At 56.2% G+C, this 16,292-nt stretch carries 19 protein-coding genes; 6 read left to right on the forward strand and 13 right to left on the reverse strand.

The features are described from left to right. Window positions 1-9: 9 nt before the first annotated feature. From rplW to rpsJ, 4 genes are all read right to left on the reverse strand, one after another. Window positions 10-324 carry a 50S ribosomal protein L23 gene (gene rplW / locus RIB44_16680; protein ID MEQ8618212.1) on the reverse strand — a complete coding sequence of 105 codons (315 nt, stop codon included), beginning with the start codon at window positions 322-324 and terminating at the stop codon, window positions 10-12. Between the two features lie 49 nt (window positions 325-373). Beyond that, a complete protein-coding gene (gene rplD, locus RIB44_16685; GenBank protein MEQ8618213.1) occupies window positions 374-1,030 on the reverse strand; it encodes a 50S ribosomal protein L4 in 657 nt (218 codons plus the stop codon). Window positions 1,031-1,079: 49 nt separating this feature from the next. Continuing rightward, on the reverse strand, window positions 1,080-1,736 hold the full coding sequence (gene rplC / locus RIB44_16690; protein MEQ8618214.1) for a 50S ribosomal protein L3: 657 nt from the start codon (window positions 1,734-1,736) through the stop codon (window positions 1,080-1,082). A 195-nt stretch (window positions 1,737-1,931) separates the two neighbouring features. Next, window positions 1,932-2,249, reverse strand: a complete 318-nt coding sequence (rpsJ, locus tag RIB44_16695) for a 30S ribosomal protein S10 (GenBank protein ID MEQ8618215.1) — start codon at window positions 2,247-2,249, stop codon at window positions 1,932-1,934. Window positions 2,250-2,664: 415 nt separating this feature from the next. Between rpsJ and RIB44_16700 the strand changes: the two genes are divergently transcribed. Continuing rightward, the gene (locus RIB44_16700) at window positions 2,665-3,204 is read left to right on the forward strand and encodes a transposase (GenBank protein ID MEQ8618216.1); all 540 of its coding nucleotides are present in this window, start codon (window positions 2,665-2,667) and stop codon (window positions 3,202-3,204) included. 116 nt (window positions 3,205-3,320) lie between these two features. Here the strand turns inward: RIB44_16700 and RIB44_16705 are convergent, their stop codons facing one another. Further along, on the reverse strand, window positions 3,321-3,908 hold the full coding sequence (locus tag RIB44_16705) for an ANTAR domain-containing protein (protein MEQ8618217.1): 588 nt from the start codon (window positions 3,906-3,908) through the stop codon (window positions 3,321-3,323). Window positions 3,909-4,519: 611 nt separating this feature from the next. Between RIB44_16705 and RIB44_16710 the strand changes: the two genes are divergently transcribed. Both RIB44_16710 and RIB44_16715 read left to right on the forward strand, forming a co-directional pair. Beyond that, entirely contained in the window at window positions 4,520-4,822 is a 303-nt protein-coding gene (locus tag RIB44_16710; protein MEQ8618218.1) for a hypothetical protein, read from the forward strand. Then, entirely contained in the window at window positions 4,819-5,022 is a 204-nt protein-coding gene (locus tag RIB44_16715) for a CsbD family protein (GenBank protein ID MEQ8618219.1), read from the forward strand. The genes RIB44_16710 and RIB44_16715 overlap by 4 nt, the downstream gene beginning before the upstream one ends. Before the next feature lie 44 nt (window positions 5,023-5,066). Here RIB44_16715 and RIB44_16720 read toward each other — a convergent pair whose 3' ends face one another. Both RIB44_16720 and RIB44_16725 read right to left on the reverse strand, forming a co-directional pair. Then, the gene (locus tag RIB44_16720) at window positions 5,067-6,383 is read right to left on the reverse strand and encodes a hypothetical protein (GenBank protein ID MEQ8618220.1); all 1,317 of its coding nucleotides are present in this window, start codon (window positions 6,381-6,383) and stop codon (window positions 5,067-5,069) included. A 2-nt stretch (window positions 6,384-6,385) separates the two neighbouring features. Further along, entirely contained in the window at window positions 6,386-6,967 is a 582-nt protein-coding gene (locus RIB44_16725) for a protoglobin family protein (protein ID MEQ8618221.1), read from the reverse strand. Window positions 6,968-7,126: 159 nt separating this feature from the next. Between RIB44_16725 and RIB44_16730 the strand changes: the two genes are divergently transcribed. Then, entirely contained in the window at window positions 7,127-7,588 is a 462-nt protein-coding gene (locus tag RIB44_16730; protein ID MEQ8618222.1) for an Rrf2 family transcriptional regulator, read from the forward strand. Window positions 7,589-7,615: 27 nt separating this feature from the next. Here RIB44_16730 and RIB44_16735 read toward each other — a convergent pair whose 3' ends face one another. Next, the gene (locus RIB44_16735) at window positions 7,616-8,788 is read right to left on the reverse strand and encodes a mechanosensitive ion channel family protein (GenBank protein ID MEQ8618223.1); all 1,173 of its coding nucleotides are present in this window, start codon (window positions 8,786-8,788) and stop codon (window positions 7,616-7,618) included. A 203-nt stretch (window positions 8,789-8,991) separates the two neighbouring features. Between RIB44_16735 and phnD the strand changes: the two genes are divergently transcribed. Further along, complete coding sequence (phnD, locus tag RIB44_16740; protein ID MEQ8618224.1) at window positions 8,992-10,065, forward strand: phosphate/phosphite/phosphonate ABC transporter substrate-binding protein; 1,074 nt, start codon at window positions 8,992-8,994, stop codon at window positions 10,063-10,065. Between the two features lie 124 nt (window positions 10,066-10,189). Then, window positions 10,190-10,810 (forward strand): DUF1559 domain-containing protein, encoded by a 621-nt coding sequence (locus RIB44_16745; GenBank protein ID MEQ8618225.1) that lies wholly within the window; start codon window positions 10,190-10,192, stop codon window positions 10,808-10,810. Here the strand turns inward: RIB44_16745 and RIB44_16750 are convergent. The 5 genes from RIB44_16750 to rpsL form a co-directional block, all read right to left on the reverse strand. Then, window positions 10,807-10,971, reverse strand: coding sequence for a hypothetical protein (locus RIB44_16750; GenBank protein MEQ8618226.1), 165 nt, complete (start codon window positions 10,969-10,971; stop codon window positions 10,807-10,809). The two genes, RIB44_16745 and RIB44_16750, sit on opposite strands and share 4 nt — an antisense overlap. Before the next feature lie 323 nt (window positions 10,972-11,294). Beyond that, entirely contained in the window at window positions 11,295-12,503 is a 1,209-nt protein-coding gene (locus RIB44_16755; protein ID MEQ8618227.1) for a BBP7 family outer membrane beta-barrel protein, read from the reverse strand. A gap of 370 nt (window positions 12,504-12,873) precedes the next feature. Beyond that, window positions 12,874-15,006, reverse strand: coding sequence for an elongation factor G (fusA, locus tag RIB44_16760; GenBank protein MEQ8618228.1), 2,133 nt, complete (start codon window positions 15,004-15,006; stop codon window positions 12,874-12,876). A 215-nt stretch (window positions 15,007-15,221) separates the two neighbouring features. Continuing rightward, on the reverse strand, window positions 15,222-15,692 hold the full coding sequence (gene rpsG, locus RIB44_16765) for a 30S ribosomal protein S7 (protein MEQ8618229.1): 471 nt from the start codon (window positions 15,690-15,692) through the stop codon (window positions 15,222-15,224). A 119-nt stretch (window positions 15,693-15,811) separates the two neighbouring features. Beyond that, entirely contained in the window at window positions 15,812-16,183 is a 372-nt protein-coding gene (gene rpsL / locus RIB44_16770; GenBank protein MEQ8618230.1) for a 30S ribosomal protein S12, read from the reverse strand. Window positions 16,184-16,292: the final 109 nt, after the last annotated feature.

Raw genomic sequence — 16,292 nt, forward strand, 5'->3', positions numbered from 1 at the left:
TGTGGTGGCCTAGAAGAAGTTGATGCGATGCTCGGCATCGAGCGTGACGATCGCTTTCTTCCAATCAGCAGTCTTGCCCATGCGGGCTCTTGTGCGGCGATACTTGCCCTTGCGATTCTGCGTGTGAACCTTCAGGACCTTCACCTCGAACAACTCTTCAACGGCTTTGCGGACGTCGGTCTTCGTCGCCAAACGATTGACCTCGAAGGCGTAGGCATTATTGCGAGTCGATTTATGCATCCCCTTCTCCGTGACCAATGGCTTGATGATCACCTGATGGGGCTTTAGCTCGAGGCTCGTCTTTTGGGGGATATGTCTTGGCATGGCTGTTGATCCATTTCACGGCTAAGCGACAAGTCGCTTGCCGAGGGGCTTACTCGGCGGCTCCATTGCTTTCCGGGGACTTTGCCACTCTCGCCTTTAACGCGTCCATGGCCTCGGGAGTGAATAGCAAACGATCAGCGGAAAGCACATTAAGGGCGTTCAGCTCACCGGCAGGTGAAACCGAAACCTTCGCAATATTGCGAGCGCTCTTATAAACATTTGGACTGTAGGCTGGCGTCGTGACCAACAGCGAACCTTTGTCGCAGTCAAGCGTCTTGATGATGCCGGCCATGTCCTTGGTTTTGGGCTGCTCGAACTCAAGCTTATCAATCAGCGTGACTTCTTCATCCTGCAACTTCGCAGCGACCGCCATCCGCATTGCCAACTGCAGTGCTTTGCGAGGCAGCGAGTACGAGTAGTCGCGATTACGGATATTGTGGATGTGACCACCGCCCCGACGAATACCCGAACGACGCGAACCAGCACGAGCATTACCGGTGCCCTTCTGGCGGTACATCTTCTTCTTCGCGCCAGCCACTTTGCCGCGACTCTTGGTCTGATGCGAACCCTGGCGAGCGTTCGCCTGGTACATCACCACTGCGTCGTGCAGCAACTGCTTGTTGATGTGCGGAGCGAAATCGGCAGGCTCGACATTATAGGTGCCGACCTTTTTGCCCTTCGCATCGTGTACTGTAAGTTTCGACATAATTCGCTCGAACTGCACCCCTGAGACAAGCCTCTGCTCGCCAGAAGCCTTATCTCAATTTGTTAGTTTCCTGAACCACTACGTAGCCGCCGTTAGGCCCTGGAATACCACCCTGAATCACAAGCAGGTTTTGCTCTGCATCAATGCTGACCACCTTCTGATTCCGCAAGGTGCAGCGGGCATTGCCATATTGGCCTGGCATCCGCACACCTTTGAAAAGGCGGCTCGGATAAGCACTACAGCCAGTACCACCCATGTGACGGTGGCATTTCTTGACACCGTGTGAAGCACGCTGGCCGGCAAAGTTGTGCCGCTTCATCGCCCCCGAGAAGCCGCGACCCTTGCTGATGCCGACGACATCAACTCGCTCGACCCCCTCGAAAGCACCAACCTTGACCTCGCCACCAACCTCAAGCTCACCCGCTCCCCCGCGAATTTCGCGGACGAAACGCTTGGGCTCGCAATCAGCCTTAGCGACTGGTTCAATTCCGCCGGCAGCACGGCGCTTCGAACGCTTGCTGTCGAGCTTGGCGACCTGACCACGCTCGCTGCGAGAAGCCAACCGACGGGGCTTATCAAGATAGCCAAGCTGGACCGCTTCATAGCCGTCACGTTCAGGAGTGCGGACCCGCAAGACACTACATGGGCCAGCTTCGACGACCGTCACGGGAACGACTTTCCCTGACTCGTCATACACCTGCGTCATGCCGACCTTACGGCCCAAGATACCAATAGCCATCGTTGAGTTTTCCTGTGGTCGGCACGCCCAGCGGGAGAAATCACCTGTCGCGTATCCCCCGAAGAGGAAGGCAGTCGGCAAAACTTACCCGCGGAACTTCCGCAGCATAGGTTCAAACCTGATATAAAAGTGAAAGACGTCTACCTAGAGACGCAAAGGTTCTTAGGTGGTAGTCGCCTTGATTTTGATGTCAACGCCCGCCGGCAAGCTCAGCTTATTCAGAGCCTCGATTGTCTTGGCCGTGGCCTGGACAATATCGATCAGCCTTTTGTGCGTGCGGATTTCAAATTGCTGCCTGGCTTTCTTGTCGACATGCGGACCCGAGAGGACCGTATATCGCTCAATCCGCGTCGGCAGCGGAATGGGGCCATGAACTTCTGAGTTGGTTCGCTTGGCGGTGTCCACGATCTCGGCACAGCTCAAATCGAGCACCGAATGATCGTAAGCTTCCATACGGATACGAATGACGTCTTGAGCCATAGTTCGCTTTTCCCAGATGCTCCGGACTGCCAAGGCAGCCACGGCCAGGAACCAATTCTTGAAGTTTCAAAGAGCCTGAATACAGTGAACCCCACGAAATAATGGGGAATCGAGGATTCTAAGCCGATTGCGAAATTCGGTCAACTGCTCACTCGTGAGTTTTTTGAAAAACTCGAAGCATGACCCGTGAGCCAAACATGCACGATCTATGAGCCGAGAAGCGTCAGCTCTCGGGTCGAAGCGGAGATGAAGATGGAACGATCATGAGAGCGCAACCCGACGGCTTACGCCTGTCGGCTCTTGAGCTGGTTGCTCTTGCTTCGATTCACTTCGAATATTCTTGACATACAAAATAGCTGTGAGTATACATGCGTTCACATTTGCTCTTTGCTCATCCTCACTGGAAACGCTTCTGATGAACCTGCACTGGCTCCTCACTTGGACCACTCACGGGACTTGGCTTCCTGGTGACCAGCGTGGTTTCGTGGGGAATGCCGTCGATGGCCACGGAGTGCGGCGCTCGAACAACCACTACGGAGTTCCCTGCGACCGCGACTTGCCCAAGCTTCATCGCGCGATTCAATCGAGTTTGAAGGAGAAGCCCGTGTGGCTGAAACGCGAGCAAGCCACCCGGCTACTCCAGCAATTTCAAGAGACGGCTACCTATCGAGGGTGGCAGCTCGCTGCGGTGGCTGTCATGGCTAATCACGTGCATTTGATTGTAGGCGTTGCCGAAGCGATCGACCCGGAAAAACTGCTTGGGGACTTCAAAGCTTATGGGAGCCGAATATTGAACCGCTCTTGGGGGAAACGCGACTGGTGGACGCGGTCGGGCTCGAAGCGGAGAAAAAGCGACGCACGCGCTGTGGCAACAGCAGTGCGCTATGTTGCGCGTCAAGAGCGACCACTGGCCTTGTGGATCGCACCCGAGTGGCGAGAGGAGTTGGGGCTTTGACCAAGATAACTACTCCTGAGCCGAGGTGCGTAAGCTCTCGGGTCGAAGCGTCGAGAAGATTAAGCGAGTGTGAGAGTGCAACCCGACGGCTGACGCCTGTCGGCTCTTGAAGGCTTTCAGTCGCTCAGGGCTTCTTGGGCGGTGATGATCGCGTTGGCGATATCGACCAGTTTCCGCCGTTTTTCGCTTGCTAGCTTCTGCAGGCGGCGGAAGGCATCCCCCTCGTCGAGTTGGCTTTGGCTCATAAGGATGCCTTTGGCTCGCTCGATAATTTTACGGTCCGCAAGGGCTTGCCGTAGGTCCTGAACTTCTTCATGGAGAGCTTCGAATTGCTCAAATCGCCTTAATACCAAGTAGATGGTCGGCTGGATATGCTCACTCTCGATCGGCTCAAGGAGATAAGCCATAACGTGATCTTGCAGAGCCCGTTCGACATCGTGGAGCGAATCGTTATCAGTAACCACGATGGCGGGGATTGGGTCTTCCTTGCTAACCTCGATTAGCACGCTTACGGCGTCGCCGTCGGGCATGTCCACGCCGCTGATGATTAGCTCAGGTCGCTCGCGTTGGCACTGCTCAGTGATCCCACCGCAGGTCTCAACGGTTGCTTGGATCTCGTAGTCGAGACTCTTGATCGCATCAACAAGCGTCTTTCGAACAAGCGCATCGTGATGCGCGATCAGAATCTTAATTGCTTCGGCCATAGCTTCGCATGCAACGACACCCGCAGCGCGTCGTCATTACCTTCTTAGATATAGAGCGAGAGGGAAAGTATCGACTAGCCGAGTGCCGAATTGTCCCGCCGAGAGTGCCTAACCTTTGCAAGCCCTATGTAGCTAAATGCCGGCTTGGAGACACTAGTTTGGCGATCTTGGGGCATCCCGTACAGTGGATTTCTACCTGAAATCGAAATTTTGCTTGACAGCTCATCGCCGAACGTTACTATTGTCCACGTTGCGACCGCGATTTGGTCGGAACACTATTATTGTCGGTCTACGAAAGCCCGGCTGCGAAGCTGGTTTCCCCCTGGGAGCCTCTCCGCAGGCCGGGTTTTTTTTGCGCCTTGGCCAGAGGGAGACTGAGCGTGAAAAGAGCCGGGCCGACTAACTCATTTCAACGCACCCATTTGGCCTTCGGGCCAGATGTGGCTGAACCGCGGGCCGGGTGAGTGCCGAGACGCACTCGGTTTCGCGGGGAGGCCACTTTAGACAGGAGTGTGCTGGACGAGTTTCGTGTTGTTTCCGCCTGACCCAACACGCTCGCCAGCACGCTTCTTTTTTGTTTCTTTCAATTGCAGGCCTGAGCCAGCCTACTCATGAGCGACTCACGGGAGCAAACCCAGGACACAAATAGTGTACCCCGAAGTACACGAGACAAGTTCGAAGCTCTACTGGCGCGGGGCGTCGGCGAGGAAGAGGCGATGCGTTTATCAGGGTACAACGATTATTCAAAAGGTGCTTTGCCGAAGGCTCCTTTACCGCTTTGGACGCGTGAGGAATTGCTTGAATTGGCACGGCGCAGCGGCATCCGAAACCCAAAAACGCTGAGCCGCGATGAGCTCATCGAATTGCTAGGCAAACAAGTTAGTTCCTCAAATCCGAAAGGAGACTCAGAATGAACTGGGATCAAATCGAAGGGAAATGGACCGAGGTGAAAGGGCAAGCTCAAGAAAAGTGGGGTGAGCTGACCGACGATGAGCTCGACCAAATCGCCGGCAAGAAGGACCAACTCGTCGGCAAGCTGCAACAGAAGATGGGGCTGGCCAAAGAAGAGGCTGAAAAGCAAGCCGACGAGTTTGCTGCATCGTGCAACTGCTAAAGGCAGTATTGTGCTGGCTCTTGGGTGGCTGCTGCCCTCGCTACTCAAGAGCCGGCATTCTCAGTTTGCGACTCGAACGCCGCGTGTGACTTCAGCGTCTCCACGAGGATTTGCTGAATCGATTGGCGATCCTTTGAACTGAGGTGCGCGAAGGCTTCCGACTGATCTTCGCCACTGAGGATCTCGTGAAGTCGCTGATCGACGATGGTTCGGATTGATTCCGGCAGTGCCGCGAACGAGTCGGAATAGATCAGATAGCTGCACGGATACTTGAAAAGACGCGTCTTTAAGTCGAACTCTCGTAGCGTACGGCCCTGAGCGTCCCGCGGGCCGAGCTTCTCGAACTGCTCGGCAAAATCGCTCGTCCCCGCCACGGGCGACTCGAGCTGGTATTCGCTGGAGAACAGCAGACACTCGACGAGCTCTTCCGCTGCTTTGCGAAGCCTTCTCTGTGAAACGTCATGCACATGATCCGCTGGCTTCTCCAGGATTTTATTCCAAATGGCATCATAGTGAGCCGCCTGCCGTGCTTCGTAAGAGGCCCGCGTGATCGCGTTGTGCATCTGCGACTGATGTTCAAGGACCATCAGGGCCACGACATCGCTGTGCGGCGTGAGATAGGCCCGTGTGCTCACTCGCTTTTTCAGCGAGAGGAGATTCGAATTCTTCTGAGTGTCGATTTCGCCCTCTTCATCAAGCAGCGTTGCGTTGCCGCGGTGCCTCATCTGACCGTGCTCGCCAGTGACGTACCAGCCGCCGAAACGCTTCTCCAGCGGCGTCGTCGCATCCGTGGTATCCGAACCAAGAGACAACAAAGGATGGCCCCGGCGATCGGGAAAAACGCTGCGAACCAGATAGCCCGGGACATCCCGCGTGCGGTCGCCATGATGGCAAGCGAGGCACGCCCCCGTGTCGCGGATGAATTTGGGGCGTTCGGTTTCTCGCTGCTCGAGCGAGTAAAAGATTGCCCCCTGCACCGGATCAACGGCTGAAACTTCCAGGATATCGCCCCGCTGCACGTAGCCCACGTAAGCGTCGTCGTTGTAATAGAGCGCTCGGGGTGTCTGCGGCGAGATCTCATGCACCTGCAGGCTGGTCTTGGAGAACACCAATAGCTGCGAGTGCTGAGAAATGCCTAGTTCTTCGAGTACTGAAGGTAACCAGCCCCGCCGCTTATCCCATTGGAGCTTCACCTCACCAGCGTCGAGTCTCGCTTGCAACTGAGCGACCGAATCGTTGACTTTCGCAGTGCTGTAGTGGATGGGTGCTTGGTCAATATCGTCATTGGCACCAACGACCGGACACCGCGCACAACAGAGCAGCAGAAAAACGCACAACAGAGACTTGAAGCCGTTAGGCATTTCTAGGTCGTCGAGTTGAGATAGTGACGGTTGATCAAATCATTTTGAAGCCAAAGCAGCTTGCTTACCGCCCGTAAGGTCTTCACTTCGGTATCGCGGTCAAGATTCAAGCCAAGGATGGTGGCATTCAAGGCGTCGGCAACGAACCCCATCAGTGCGTTCATCTGCACCAATGGGACGTTGATCTTCGTGCTTCCCTGCCCTGGCGTGTGCATGGCGCCAACCCGGTCGAGGTACTCAACCATACTCCCGTCGTAAGGCTTCGTGACCAAGTTGACCAAATAACGACCGAGGTGTTGCTTGCGGAACTCGATCGTCGCGGCATCCATCGCCAAATTCTCAACAGAGCTGGCTGTCTCTCCTTCGAATCCATGTTGCCTCGGGACGAAATGCCGCCAGGTGGCATCCTGCTGAAACAGCTTATCGTAAACTGCGTCGACGAGCCCAGGCACCAATGGAGCCAGCGCCTGGGCTGCCCCGTGCAAGGCAGAGATGTCGTCTTCACCAAAGCCGATGAAGCCGGCTAGATACTCAAAACGGTACCCAAGGTCCAATTCGAGTCTGGGCTCGTCAATCTTTTGCATGGAAATCATCCGAGAAATCAAGGGATTTGCGAGGGACTGGCTCGCCAGAACGTGCCTTGCGAACTAAATTGGATGAGATCATCCAATTAACCCCAAATCTAGTCTCGGCTGAATTGGATGTCAACATCCAATTCAGTCTGCTCTTCGACGAGTCTGAACATGCTTTCCCAATCGGTCGAGTATGCCCTCCGGGCAATGGTCCATCTGGCAGCGGAAACTCCTGCCAGTTGCACGACCGCGGAGCTGGCAAAAGTCACTCAAGTGCCTGCTGCCTACCTAGCGAAGATCATCCAGGGGCTTTCGAAAGCTGGCTTGGTGAAGTCACAACGCGGGGCAGGCGGTGGTGTCGCGTTGATCGGATCACCAGAAACAGTCACCATCCTCGACGTGGTCAACGCGGTCGATCCTCTGCAGCGCATTCACACCTGCCCGCTCGACTTGAAAACCCACGGCACGCGACTCTGCCCATTACACCGACGGCTCGACAATGCCATGGCTGAGGTCGAACGTGCCTTCGCCAATACATCGCTCGCCGAGGTACTGGCGGACCCAAGTCAATCGAAGCCGTTGTGCGACGGAGAAGAGCAAGTCATTGGGTTGACGGATACTCCCCTGCGTTGATCCGACAGATGTCAGTCGCCTCGCGGCTTAGGAGATCGCCTCTTCTTTCTGAATCGGCAATGGCTCTTTGAAGGTCAACGTGCGATAGGGGAACGGAATCTCAACGCCGGCATCATCAAGGGCACGCTTTACGGCGGCGACAACTTCGTCGCGGCTTTTGCGTTCTGCTACCGGCGTCGATCCAGTCCACCAGGTCACTTCGAAGTTGATGCTCGACGCGCCGAATTCTTGGGCGAATATTTGGATCGGTTTTTCTTTGGTAACCGACTCACAGGACTCGACTGCCTTAGTGATGATCTCGCGACACTGATCAACGTCCTCGTCGTACGCCACGCCTGCGATGATTGTCGTCCGGCGATACCGTTGGCTGGTGATTACGTAGACGGCATTCTTAAACAACTGGGCATTGGGCACGACGATCAGTTGGCCATCGACCTGGCGAATCGTGGTCATGCGTATCGTCGTGTCCTCGACCTTGCCTTTGATGCCGTTGCATTCAATGAAGTCGCCCGTCTCGAAGGGGAATCCCCACAGAATGAGGATGCCGGCGAAGAAGTTCTCGACAATGTCCTTAAACGCGAAACCGACAGCGATCGAACTGAGGCCCAGCACTGTAAGAATCTTCGCCGCGTTGAGCCCCGGAAAGATCACCCCCGCAGCAACCGTCAAACCGGCAATCCAGATACCGATGTAAAGGAACTGGCGAATCAGGTCCTTGAGGCTGCCGCGGATACTCACGCCACGGAGCATTCTTCGGGCAAGTCGCTGCGCTAGCGAGGCGATGAACCAAGTCAGCACCAGGACGGCAAACGCCAGAATGAACAACGGCAGGCGACCGAGAAAACTGTTCCACATTTCCCAGACGCTTTTCCAAACTTTACTGAGTGCTTCGTTCACATCCTCAGGCGGGTCGGCCATTTTAAGGGAGTCGACATCATCGGCGTTAGCGTTGTCTTCTTCGGTTTGCTTGTCGCTGTTCTCTTGGTTGTCGCCCGTGGATGCATCCTCATCGGAATTGTCATTCCCATCCGCGGCGTCCCCATCATTGTCTTGTTCGTTAGCCTCTTCGGTTTCCTCGCTCGCTGACTCGTCCGTCGTGGTCTGCTCAGGGGGCGCAACCGCTTGCCCTAGAGCGGCTGGGCTCGATAACAGGAAATTGAATGGAACAACTAGCACGCAGCAGAAAAGTAGTGCACGCACGGAAGATTCTCCCCTCGTCGATTTTCATCTAATGGTGGCCTGCCTGACCGTTACCTATTAGACCACTTCCTCTGCAGGGCTCGAAGGCATGATCTTGACGATCTCTTCACATGAAAACGCTTGAGAACGGGGATCAGAACGCCTATGTTTAACCGAATCTGGTTTCTTCTCAGCCGCCGCATTGCTATCTCTGGGAATGAGTTATGTCTGATGCACCTGAACAAAAGAGTTTCTCGCTCCTGCGAATCCTTCTGATCGCTGTGCCCGCCGCCGCGATCGCCTGGGGCGTGAAGTCATACTGGGACGGCCAACAACAAGCTGCGGAAGCGAATACCCAGCAGAACACCGTGCGAAATCTTCTCGGTACGGAATCTGCCAACGCCTTAGCGAAGGACTTTCAAGACGCCGACGAAGACCTGCTGGCTGACCCGCCTGAGGATGCTGAGAAGCTGCAAGACCCTGAGGAGCTGGTGTTCTCTTACTATGCATCGCTGGCCGAAGCGGGCGATGAAGCGACTGAAGAGCAAAACTGGAAAGCCTTCACGGACGCCCTCTCCAAAGCGACCAACAAGCCGGTGAAATACGTTCACTTTAATGACGTGAACGAACAGCTCCGGGCACTCAAGGACGGCAGCCTTCACATTACCGCTTTCGGTACGGGTGCCGTGCCCACCGCGGTGAACAAAAGCGGCTTCACCCCGCTTTGCTGCTTCGCCGACGCGGAAGGCAACTACAGCTACACGATGAAGATCATCGTCCCCGCCGACAGCAAGATCGAGAAAGTCGAGCAGCTGCGCGGCAAGCGCGTGACGTTCACCCGACCGCGTTCCAACAGTGGTTACAAGGCAGCACTTGCGCTGCTGCTGGATGAACACGACATGCAGCCCGAGCGCGACTACAAGTGGGGATTCTCCTACGGGCACGAAAACTCAATCAAAGGCATTGCTGATGGCAAGTTCGAAGCGGCAGCCGTAGCGAGCGACATTCTCGACCGCATGATCGCCGGTGGAGAAATCGAAGAAGGAAGCGTCCGCGTGATTCACGAATCGAAACCCTTCCCGCCCGGCGTGCTAGGTTACGTCTACAACCTCAAGCCCGAGCTCCGCGATGCCATTCGCGAAGCAGTCGCCGACTTCCAGGTCGAGGGGACGCCGCTGATCGAAGCCTACGGTGCCGGCGAGCCGCTCGCCCTAGCAATGGTCAACTACAAGGAAGATTGGGGCCCCGTGCGTGCGATCAACGAAGCGGTTGAGGCAGCACGGGACGAGGTGAAGTAGGGGTAGCTTTCAGCGGTCGGCTCTCAGCTTCTCCTAGTGAAGGTACTCGAACTCCCCAGTAGCCGCGGCTCTACGAGCCGCCGGAGCTCAGCTTGAAAGGTCGACCTTTTCAGAGGCTTCCACCATGCGATTCCGCCTCCTCACGGTGCTGTACGTCTTCGCCCTGCTGGCGGCGGGGATGGCGGTGTTTGGGGGGTGGGGGATTCTGATTGTATTGGGTCTACTGTCTTCTTACTGGATTCCCAACGAGCGTCTTGTTGGTAGGCTGTTGAGTTCTTGCCTGGCCTTTCTCAGCCTCATTAGCCTTGCAGTTTCGATCAACGTACCACGCGACCTCGCTCATCACTCGGGAGCTAGCAAGGTGTGTGGGAACCACATGCGACAGCTCGCTTTAGCACTTCGAGACTACCGAGTAGCCAACGGTAGGTTTCCTCCCACAGTGGCGACGGATTCTAGCAAACTGCCGCTCTACTCATGGCGCGTTAACGCTCTGCCATTCTTCGAGGAAGAGAAAACCTGGGAACTGTGGCGAAAAGATCTTCCTTATACGGACGTTGCCAACTTAGCTCATTCTAAGAAGCGCGTTGGCTACTTCTGCTGCCCTAGCGACTCATTGGCTTCCTCCACAACCGGACCCCATACAAGTTACTTCGCGATCACAGGGCCAGACACCGCTTGGTCGAACCCTGAAGGTACTAAGGTTAACGAGATCGGTGACCGCGAGAGTGAAACGATTCTCTTCTAGAAGCAGCGAACATCGCCTGCGGCTGGGCAGAGCCTCATGATCTGAGTTTTGAAGAGGCGATCGATCTGCTGACTAGCATTGATGACGAACGTTTCGCCCACTACCACTGGAATGAAGGCCACTTTCTCTACAAAGCCTATCGTGAGTTTCGTGGAATTCATGTAGCGTTCTGTGACGGCTCAGTCCGCTTCCTTAGAGTTCCGCTGGACGAAGGACTCGCCCAAGCACTGCTCACCGCCAACGGCGGCGAAGTGATTCCGCCGGGGACGCTCGACGCGCTGACCGAACCGCAGTTGAACTACCCGCGCATCTAGGGATTGAGCGTATTCGTGGTGCTGGCATTGCTGCCAGGGTTTGTGCTGTGGCGGCGACGAAACCGGCCAAACAAATCAGAGGCAGCCGCAGGCCCACCTTCCTAATACTGTGGGGCTCGTCGGAGAATTGACTGGGTCGGTTAGTCGTCGGTAAGGTTCGGTCTTGGAAACTACCACCGAGCCTCAACCCCTACTTGCAAACCTTGGGCCCAGAAGTCGGATTCGCGCCACCGGAAAGCAGGACGCTGGGCTCCTGCGGGGGGTGAGCTGCCGAAGGCGAAACCGTCGGGGTTCAAGCCGCGGTCGATCAAGTCGGCCGGGCGGGTCACGTTGCTCCAGTAGAACAAAGAATAGCCGACCGATGCACTGAGCCAATCCACCATTTGCCAACGCACCCGCGCGGCGAACTCGCCCTGCATGCTGAAGATGGTGTCGCGAAACAAGCCGCTGTTGGTCGAGGCCCCGAAGAGTCCTACGTCGTCGAAAGTCGCTCCAGTAGGAAACGTGGCCGCCGTGCCAACGCCCGTCCTGCCTTCAACAATCGCTCGGCGGCGGTTTGAGCCGATGGCGGTACGTCCCTCCAACTCGAAGGTCCAGCGATCGCGATTCCAAGAACGCACCAAGCCCAGATCGACTCCGTGGAAGAGGTTTTTCGCTTGGAACGAATCCCACTGCTCGATACCCATTAGCGGCGGACCATTGAAGAACGCTGCGGTGACATACTCAAACCGCTCATTCAGTCCACCGAATCGGTAGCCAGCATAGATGTCAAACCGATTTCCGGTTTCCACCGTTTCGAGCCGATCAAACAGGTTCTGTCGTATCGCCAATCCAATGAGGCTAAAGAAACTCTGCGAAACAGCCTTGGCACCTCCGACCCTCGCGCCCGGATAAGCCAACACGACGGAGCTTTCTTCATCGCTCGAAACGTCATAGAAGGGCACTGCCAGTACACTGCTTCCATCAAGTCGGAGGATTTCCTCCGTTCCATCTTGTTCTCCAAAACCCAGAACGTCGACTTGAAGACCAAATTGATTCGCGACCGACCACTCGTCGTAGCTTGTCAGCCGATAGCCGTGACGGGCTGACTCAGCAAAGGATTCATCGCCTAAGAGGACTGAAGTCGTCGGAAAACCGAGTACCCCAGCGTCACCAATCGGCACCGTGGGGTCGCTCGTCGTAAGCAACGGCGGCAAATCCAAGCCATCCGTCCACCAAGCCACGTAACCGGCGCGGAACCAATGCTCTCGGCTTCGCACGGCACTTGGATGTTCAGTCACATAAACGATCGACTGCTGTGCCTGGTGCTGTGAGTAAGCCGTCGGCGTGACCGTTGCGTTGAGATCGTCCGCTACGGCGAAGTATTGCTCCGTGGGCACGGCTGCATCGCTTTGCGCGACTGGTGGCACCGACTGTTGAGGGTATTGGGCATGCGACGAACGGGTATTCACCAGAATAAGTGTGAGAACCACTGCAAGGCAGTGCTGCCATAAAGCTGAAGCCGTTAACGAGTTCGAGTTCTTCACAGACACCGGTCACCACGAAACAGAATGCACACCACCACAGTGGGGTGGCGGACTATAAGAGTCACGCGCTACTGTGGCAAGCCGAAACGGCTGTCTTAGGTTCCAATGAAGCTTGCTAGCAGCAGGCAATCCGGCCAGTCTAGTGTTGAACAGTTGTCCCAACTGTTTTGAGAACCACCAGCATATGCCAAACACAAAAAGCAGTAGGGACAACTGCTCTGCCTTACATGAACCGCCCCATCACGTCCGGCGGAGCCGGGGCGAATCCATTTGGCTCGAGCGAGCAACTTGCACGGCCTTGGCTCGAAGAACGCATCGCGCTGGAGTAGCCGAACAGTTCAGCCAGCGGGGCATCGGCGTGCAAGACCGTGAGGCTGCCGCGTTGTTGGGTTTGGTGGATGATGGCGCGGCGTTGTTGGAGGTCGCTCACGAGGTCGCCGACGTGTTCGTCGGGTGTGCTAATTTCTAGCCGCATGATCGGCTCAAGCAGAACGGTGCCTGCTTTGCGTAACGCTTGGTCGAACGCTTGAGCGGCGGCTGTGCGGAAGGCGATCTCGGTGCTGTCAGTCTCATGCATTTCCCCCGAGAGGAGCCGCGTCTTGATACGCATCAGCGGGAAGCCGAGCGTGCCGCCGCCTTGCCCTGCGTTTTCGAGTTCTTCGAGAACGACCGTGAGCATTTCATTAGGCAACCCGTGATCGAGCGAATTACCAACGACCACTCCAGTGGCGGATTCCATCGGCTCGACGGACAGTTTTAACTTGGCCGCATGGGGAACGCCGTTGATCAAACGATTCACGTCCACCTCGACTTCGGCCGGGCCAGCAATCGTTTCACGGTAGCTAACCCGTGGGTTGTGGACTTTGACGTTCAGCTTGAAGTCGCGTTCGAGACGGTGCTGGATCACCTCCAGGTGCAGCTCGCCCATGCCGCTGATGAGGGTCTGGCCGATTTCCTCGTTCTCATCGGCGGTGAACGTTGGGTCTTGCTTGCGAAGCATTTCCAAGGCTTCGGCCAACTTCTTCTTGTCGGTGGTGCTCTCCGGCTCGATCGCCATCGAGATGACCGTCTCAGGGAATTCGATCGATTCTAAGAGAATGGGATCGCGCGTGTCGCAAAGTGTGTCGCCGGTGACCGATTCGCGCAGTCCGATAATACCGACGATGTCGCCCGCTTGAGCAGACTCAAGCTGCTCGTCTTTTTTGCTGGCGTGGATCTTCCAAAGTTGAGCGACGTTTTCCTTCGTGTCTTTCCCAGGATTCAAAACGCGGCTGTTGCCTTTGAGCGTTCCCGAGTAGATCCGCACCCAGTAAAGGTCGCCCGTCTTATAGGGCAAGATCTTGAAGACCAAACCGCAAAAAGGCTCCTTGGGATCGGGCTTGCGGATAATTGCTGGAAGTTGGTCCTCGTTTTCTTCTCCGCCCTCACCCTTCCGCTTTCCGCCTTTCTTCCCCTTCGCCTTACCGCTCGGATCGACACCTTCAACCGGCGGCATTTCCAGCGGATTAGGCAAGTAAGCCGCCACCGCGTCGAGCAATGGCTGGATGCCAACACCATGAAGGGCGGAACCACACAGCAACGGCTGAATCTGCCGATGAACCGTCGCGTCGCGGATGACTTCATGCAACAGCTTTTCAGGGATATCCGCCTCTTCGAGAGCCAACTCCATGAGCTTGTTGCTGTAGTTGCAGAGGTCCTCGATCATCTGCTCGCGGTAGAGCGAGGCATTCACCTGCAGATCTTCGGGGATGTCCGCGGTCACCACTTCGCGGCCTTCCTTCCCTGCGGGGAAGGTGAGCATCTTCATCGTGACGAGATCGATGATCCCCCGGAACGGATCGTCCACGTGTGCGGGGCCTAGTCCCACGGGAATTTGCAGGGCGACCGGCGTGGCGTTCAATCGCTCTTTGATCTCTGCTAGCACTGCCTCAAAGTCGGCCCCTTCGCGGTCGAGCTTGTTAATGAACGCCAGTCGGGGGACGCCGTACTTATCGGCTTGCCGCCAGACGGTTTCGCTCTGTGCTTCAACGCCCTCACGCGCGCTGAAGACAATCACCGCCCCATCGAGAACTCGCAGGCTGCGTTCGACTTCCGCCGTGAAATCAACGTGACCTGGTGTGTCGATCAGGTTGATTTGCACGTCGTTCCAGGGGAACGCCACACAAGCGGAGTAAATCGTGATCCCTCGTTCCGCCTCTTCGGCATCGTCGTCGGTCGTCGTGGTGCCGCGATCGACCTCACCGGCGCGATGCTTCGCCCCGGAGACGTACAGCATCCGTTCGGTGACGGTTGTCTTGCCGGCATCGATGTGGGCGATGATGCCGAGGTTACGGAGTTTGGTTAGGTCAGTGGGCATGGTTTGTTGTATGACGCGAAGCGAAGACTTGTGTTCATGTCATTCCGACAGTCGTCTCAGCGACGGAGGAATCCGGTTTGCGCTGTTGTTGACTCAACATTTCTTCAAACCGGATTCCTCGGTCGGCGAGCCTCCCGTCGGAATGACAGAATATAGTTAGCGCAACAAAAAACGCCGCGCTTATGTTAGAAGCGCGGCGTTGGATTGATCTCTTCTTACCAACCGAAGTGAGCAAACGCCTTGTTCGCGTCGGCCATTCGGTGGACGTTTTCGCGTTTGGTCATCGCGGCGCCTTCGCGATTGTAGGCTGCGGTCAGTTCGTCGGCGAGCTTAAGTGCCGTGGGGCGGCCCTTCTTGTCGCGGACGGCGGCCAGAATCCAGCGGAAGGCGAGTGCTTGCTGGCGGGAGCGATTCACCTGCATCGGCACCTGGTAAGCAGCACCACCAACACGCTTCGATCGCACTTCGATCGACGGCTTTACGTTCTCAACCGCTTGGGTGAACGCTTCGATCGGTTCGACGTCGTCGATCCGCTCTTTCAGCATGTCGAGAGCATCGTAGAACACCTTCTGCGCGGTGGCTTTCTTGCCATCGAGCATGAGGCAATTGATGAACTTCGCAGCGAGTAGCGAATCGTGAACCGGATCAGGCTTAAGTTGTTTGCGACTTGCGGTAATGCGGGCCATGAGTTGGCTTTCGGCTGTTGGCTATTGGCTTTTGGCCTTATAGCGATATTCGTTTCTACAAAAATGAAATGGAAAGAGCGTCTTCAGCTAAAAGCTAACAGCCATTAGCCAAGAGCCTTTTACTGCCCCTTCTTCGCGCCGTAGCGGCTGCGGGATTGTTTTCTGCCGTTGACGCCCAGGGTATCCAAGGCACCACGGACCACTTGGTAACGCACACCAGGAAGGTCGCGGACACGTCCGCCGCGGACCAGCACGATGCTGTGTTCCTGCAGGGTATGGCCTTCGCCGGGGATGTAGACCGTCACTTCCTTGCCGTTGGATAGCCGGACACGCGTGATCTTACGGAGTGCGGAGTTCGGCTTCTTGGGAGTCATGGTCCGAACCTGGAGGCAGACGCCACGCTTTTGCGGGCAGCGCTCCAGCACGGGTGACTTGCTGAACTTCCGCTTCTTCTTGCGGTTCTTCCGGACGAGTTGGTTGATCGTTGGCATAGGTATCTAATATCTTTCACAGGCTGCTGCCCCTCTGTCGGAGCAGCTTTATCAGTGGAACCTCACAGTGTATCGCACCCACTGCCGTAGGACAATGGGCTAGAAACGC

Source organism: Lacipirellulaceae bacterium (genome assembly GCA_040218535.1).
Taxonomy (GTDB): domain Bacteria; phylum Planctomycetota; class Planctomycetia; order Pirellulales; family Lacipirellulaceae; genus Adhaeretor.

Coding starts and splice junctions, on each gene's coding strand:
- rplW (MEQ8618212.1), bottom strand. CDS start 324: ATGCCAAGACATATCCCCCAAAAGACGAGCCTCGAGCTAAAGCCCCAT.
- rplD (MEQ8618213.1), bottom strand. CDS start 1,030: ATGTCGAAACTTACAGTACACGATGCGAAGGGCAAAAAGGTCGGCACC.
- rplC (MEQ8618214.1), bottom strand. CDS start 1,736: ATGACGCAGGTGTATGACGAGTCAGGGAAAGTCGTTCCCGTGACGGTC.
- rpsJ (MEQ8618215.1), bottom strand. CDS start 2,249: ATGGCTCAAGACGTCATTCGTATCCGTATGGAAGCTTACGATCATTCG.
- RIB44_16700 (MEQ8618216.1), top strand. CDS start 2,665: ATGAACCTGCACTGGCTCCTCACTTGGACCACTCACGGGACTTGGCTT.
- RIB44_16705 (MEQ8618217.1), bottom strand. CDS start 3,908: ATGGCCGAAGCAATTAAGATTCTGATCGCGCATCACGATGCGCTTGTT.
- RIB44_16710 (MEQ8618218.1), top strand. CDS start 4,520: ATGAGCGACTCACGGGAGCAAACCCAGGACACAAATAGTGTACCCCGA.
- RIB44_16715 (MEQ8618219.1), top strand. CDS start 4,819: ATGAACTGGGATCAAATCGAAGGGAAATGGACCGAGGTGAAAGGGCAA.
- RIB44_16720 (MEQ8618220.1), bottom strand. CDS start 6,383: ATGCCTAACGGCTTCAAGTCTCTGTTGTGCGTTTTTCTGCTGCTCTGT.
- RIB44_16725 (MEQ8618221.1), bottom strand. CDS start 6,967: ATGCAAAAGATTGACGAGCCCAGACTCGAATTGGACCTTGGGTACCGT.
- RIB44_16730 (MEQ8618222.1), top strand. CDS start 7,127: ATGCTTTCCCAATCGGTCGAGTATGCCCTCCGGGCAATGGTCCATCTG.
- phnD (MEQ8618224.1), top strand. CDS start 8,992: ATGTCTGATGCACCTGAACAAAAGAGTTTCTCGCTCCTGCGAATCCTT.
- RIB44_16745 (MEQ8618225.1), top strand. CDS start 10,190: ATGCGATTCCGCCTCCTCACGGTGCTGTACGTCTTCGCCCTGCTGGCG.
- RIB44_16750 (MEQ8618226.1), bottom strand. CDS start 10,971: ATGAATTCCACGAAACTCACGATAGGCTTTGTAGAGAAAGTGGCCTTC.
- fusA (MEQ8618228.1), bottom strand. CDS start 15,006: ATGCCCACTGACCTAACCAAACTCCGTAACCTCGGCATCATCGCCCAC.
- rpsG (MEQ8618229.1), bottom strand. CDS start 15,692: ATGGCCCGCATTACCGCAAGTCGCAAACAACTTAAGCCTGATCCGGTT.
- rpsL (MEQ8618230.1), bottom strand. CDS start 16,183: ATGCCAACGATCAACCAACTCGTCCGGAAGAACCGCAAGAAGAAGCGG.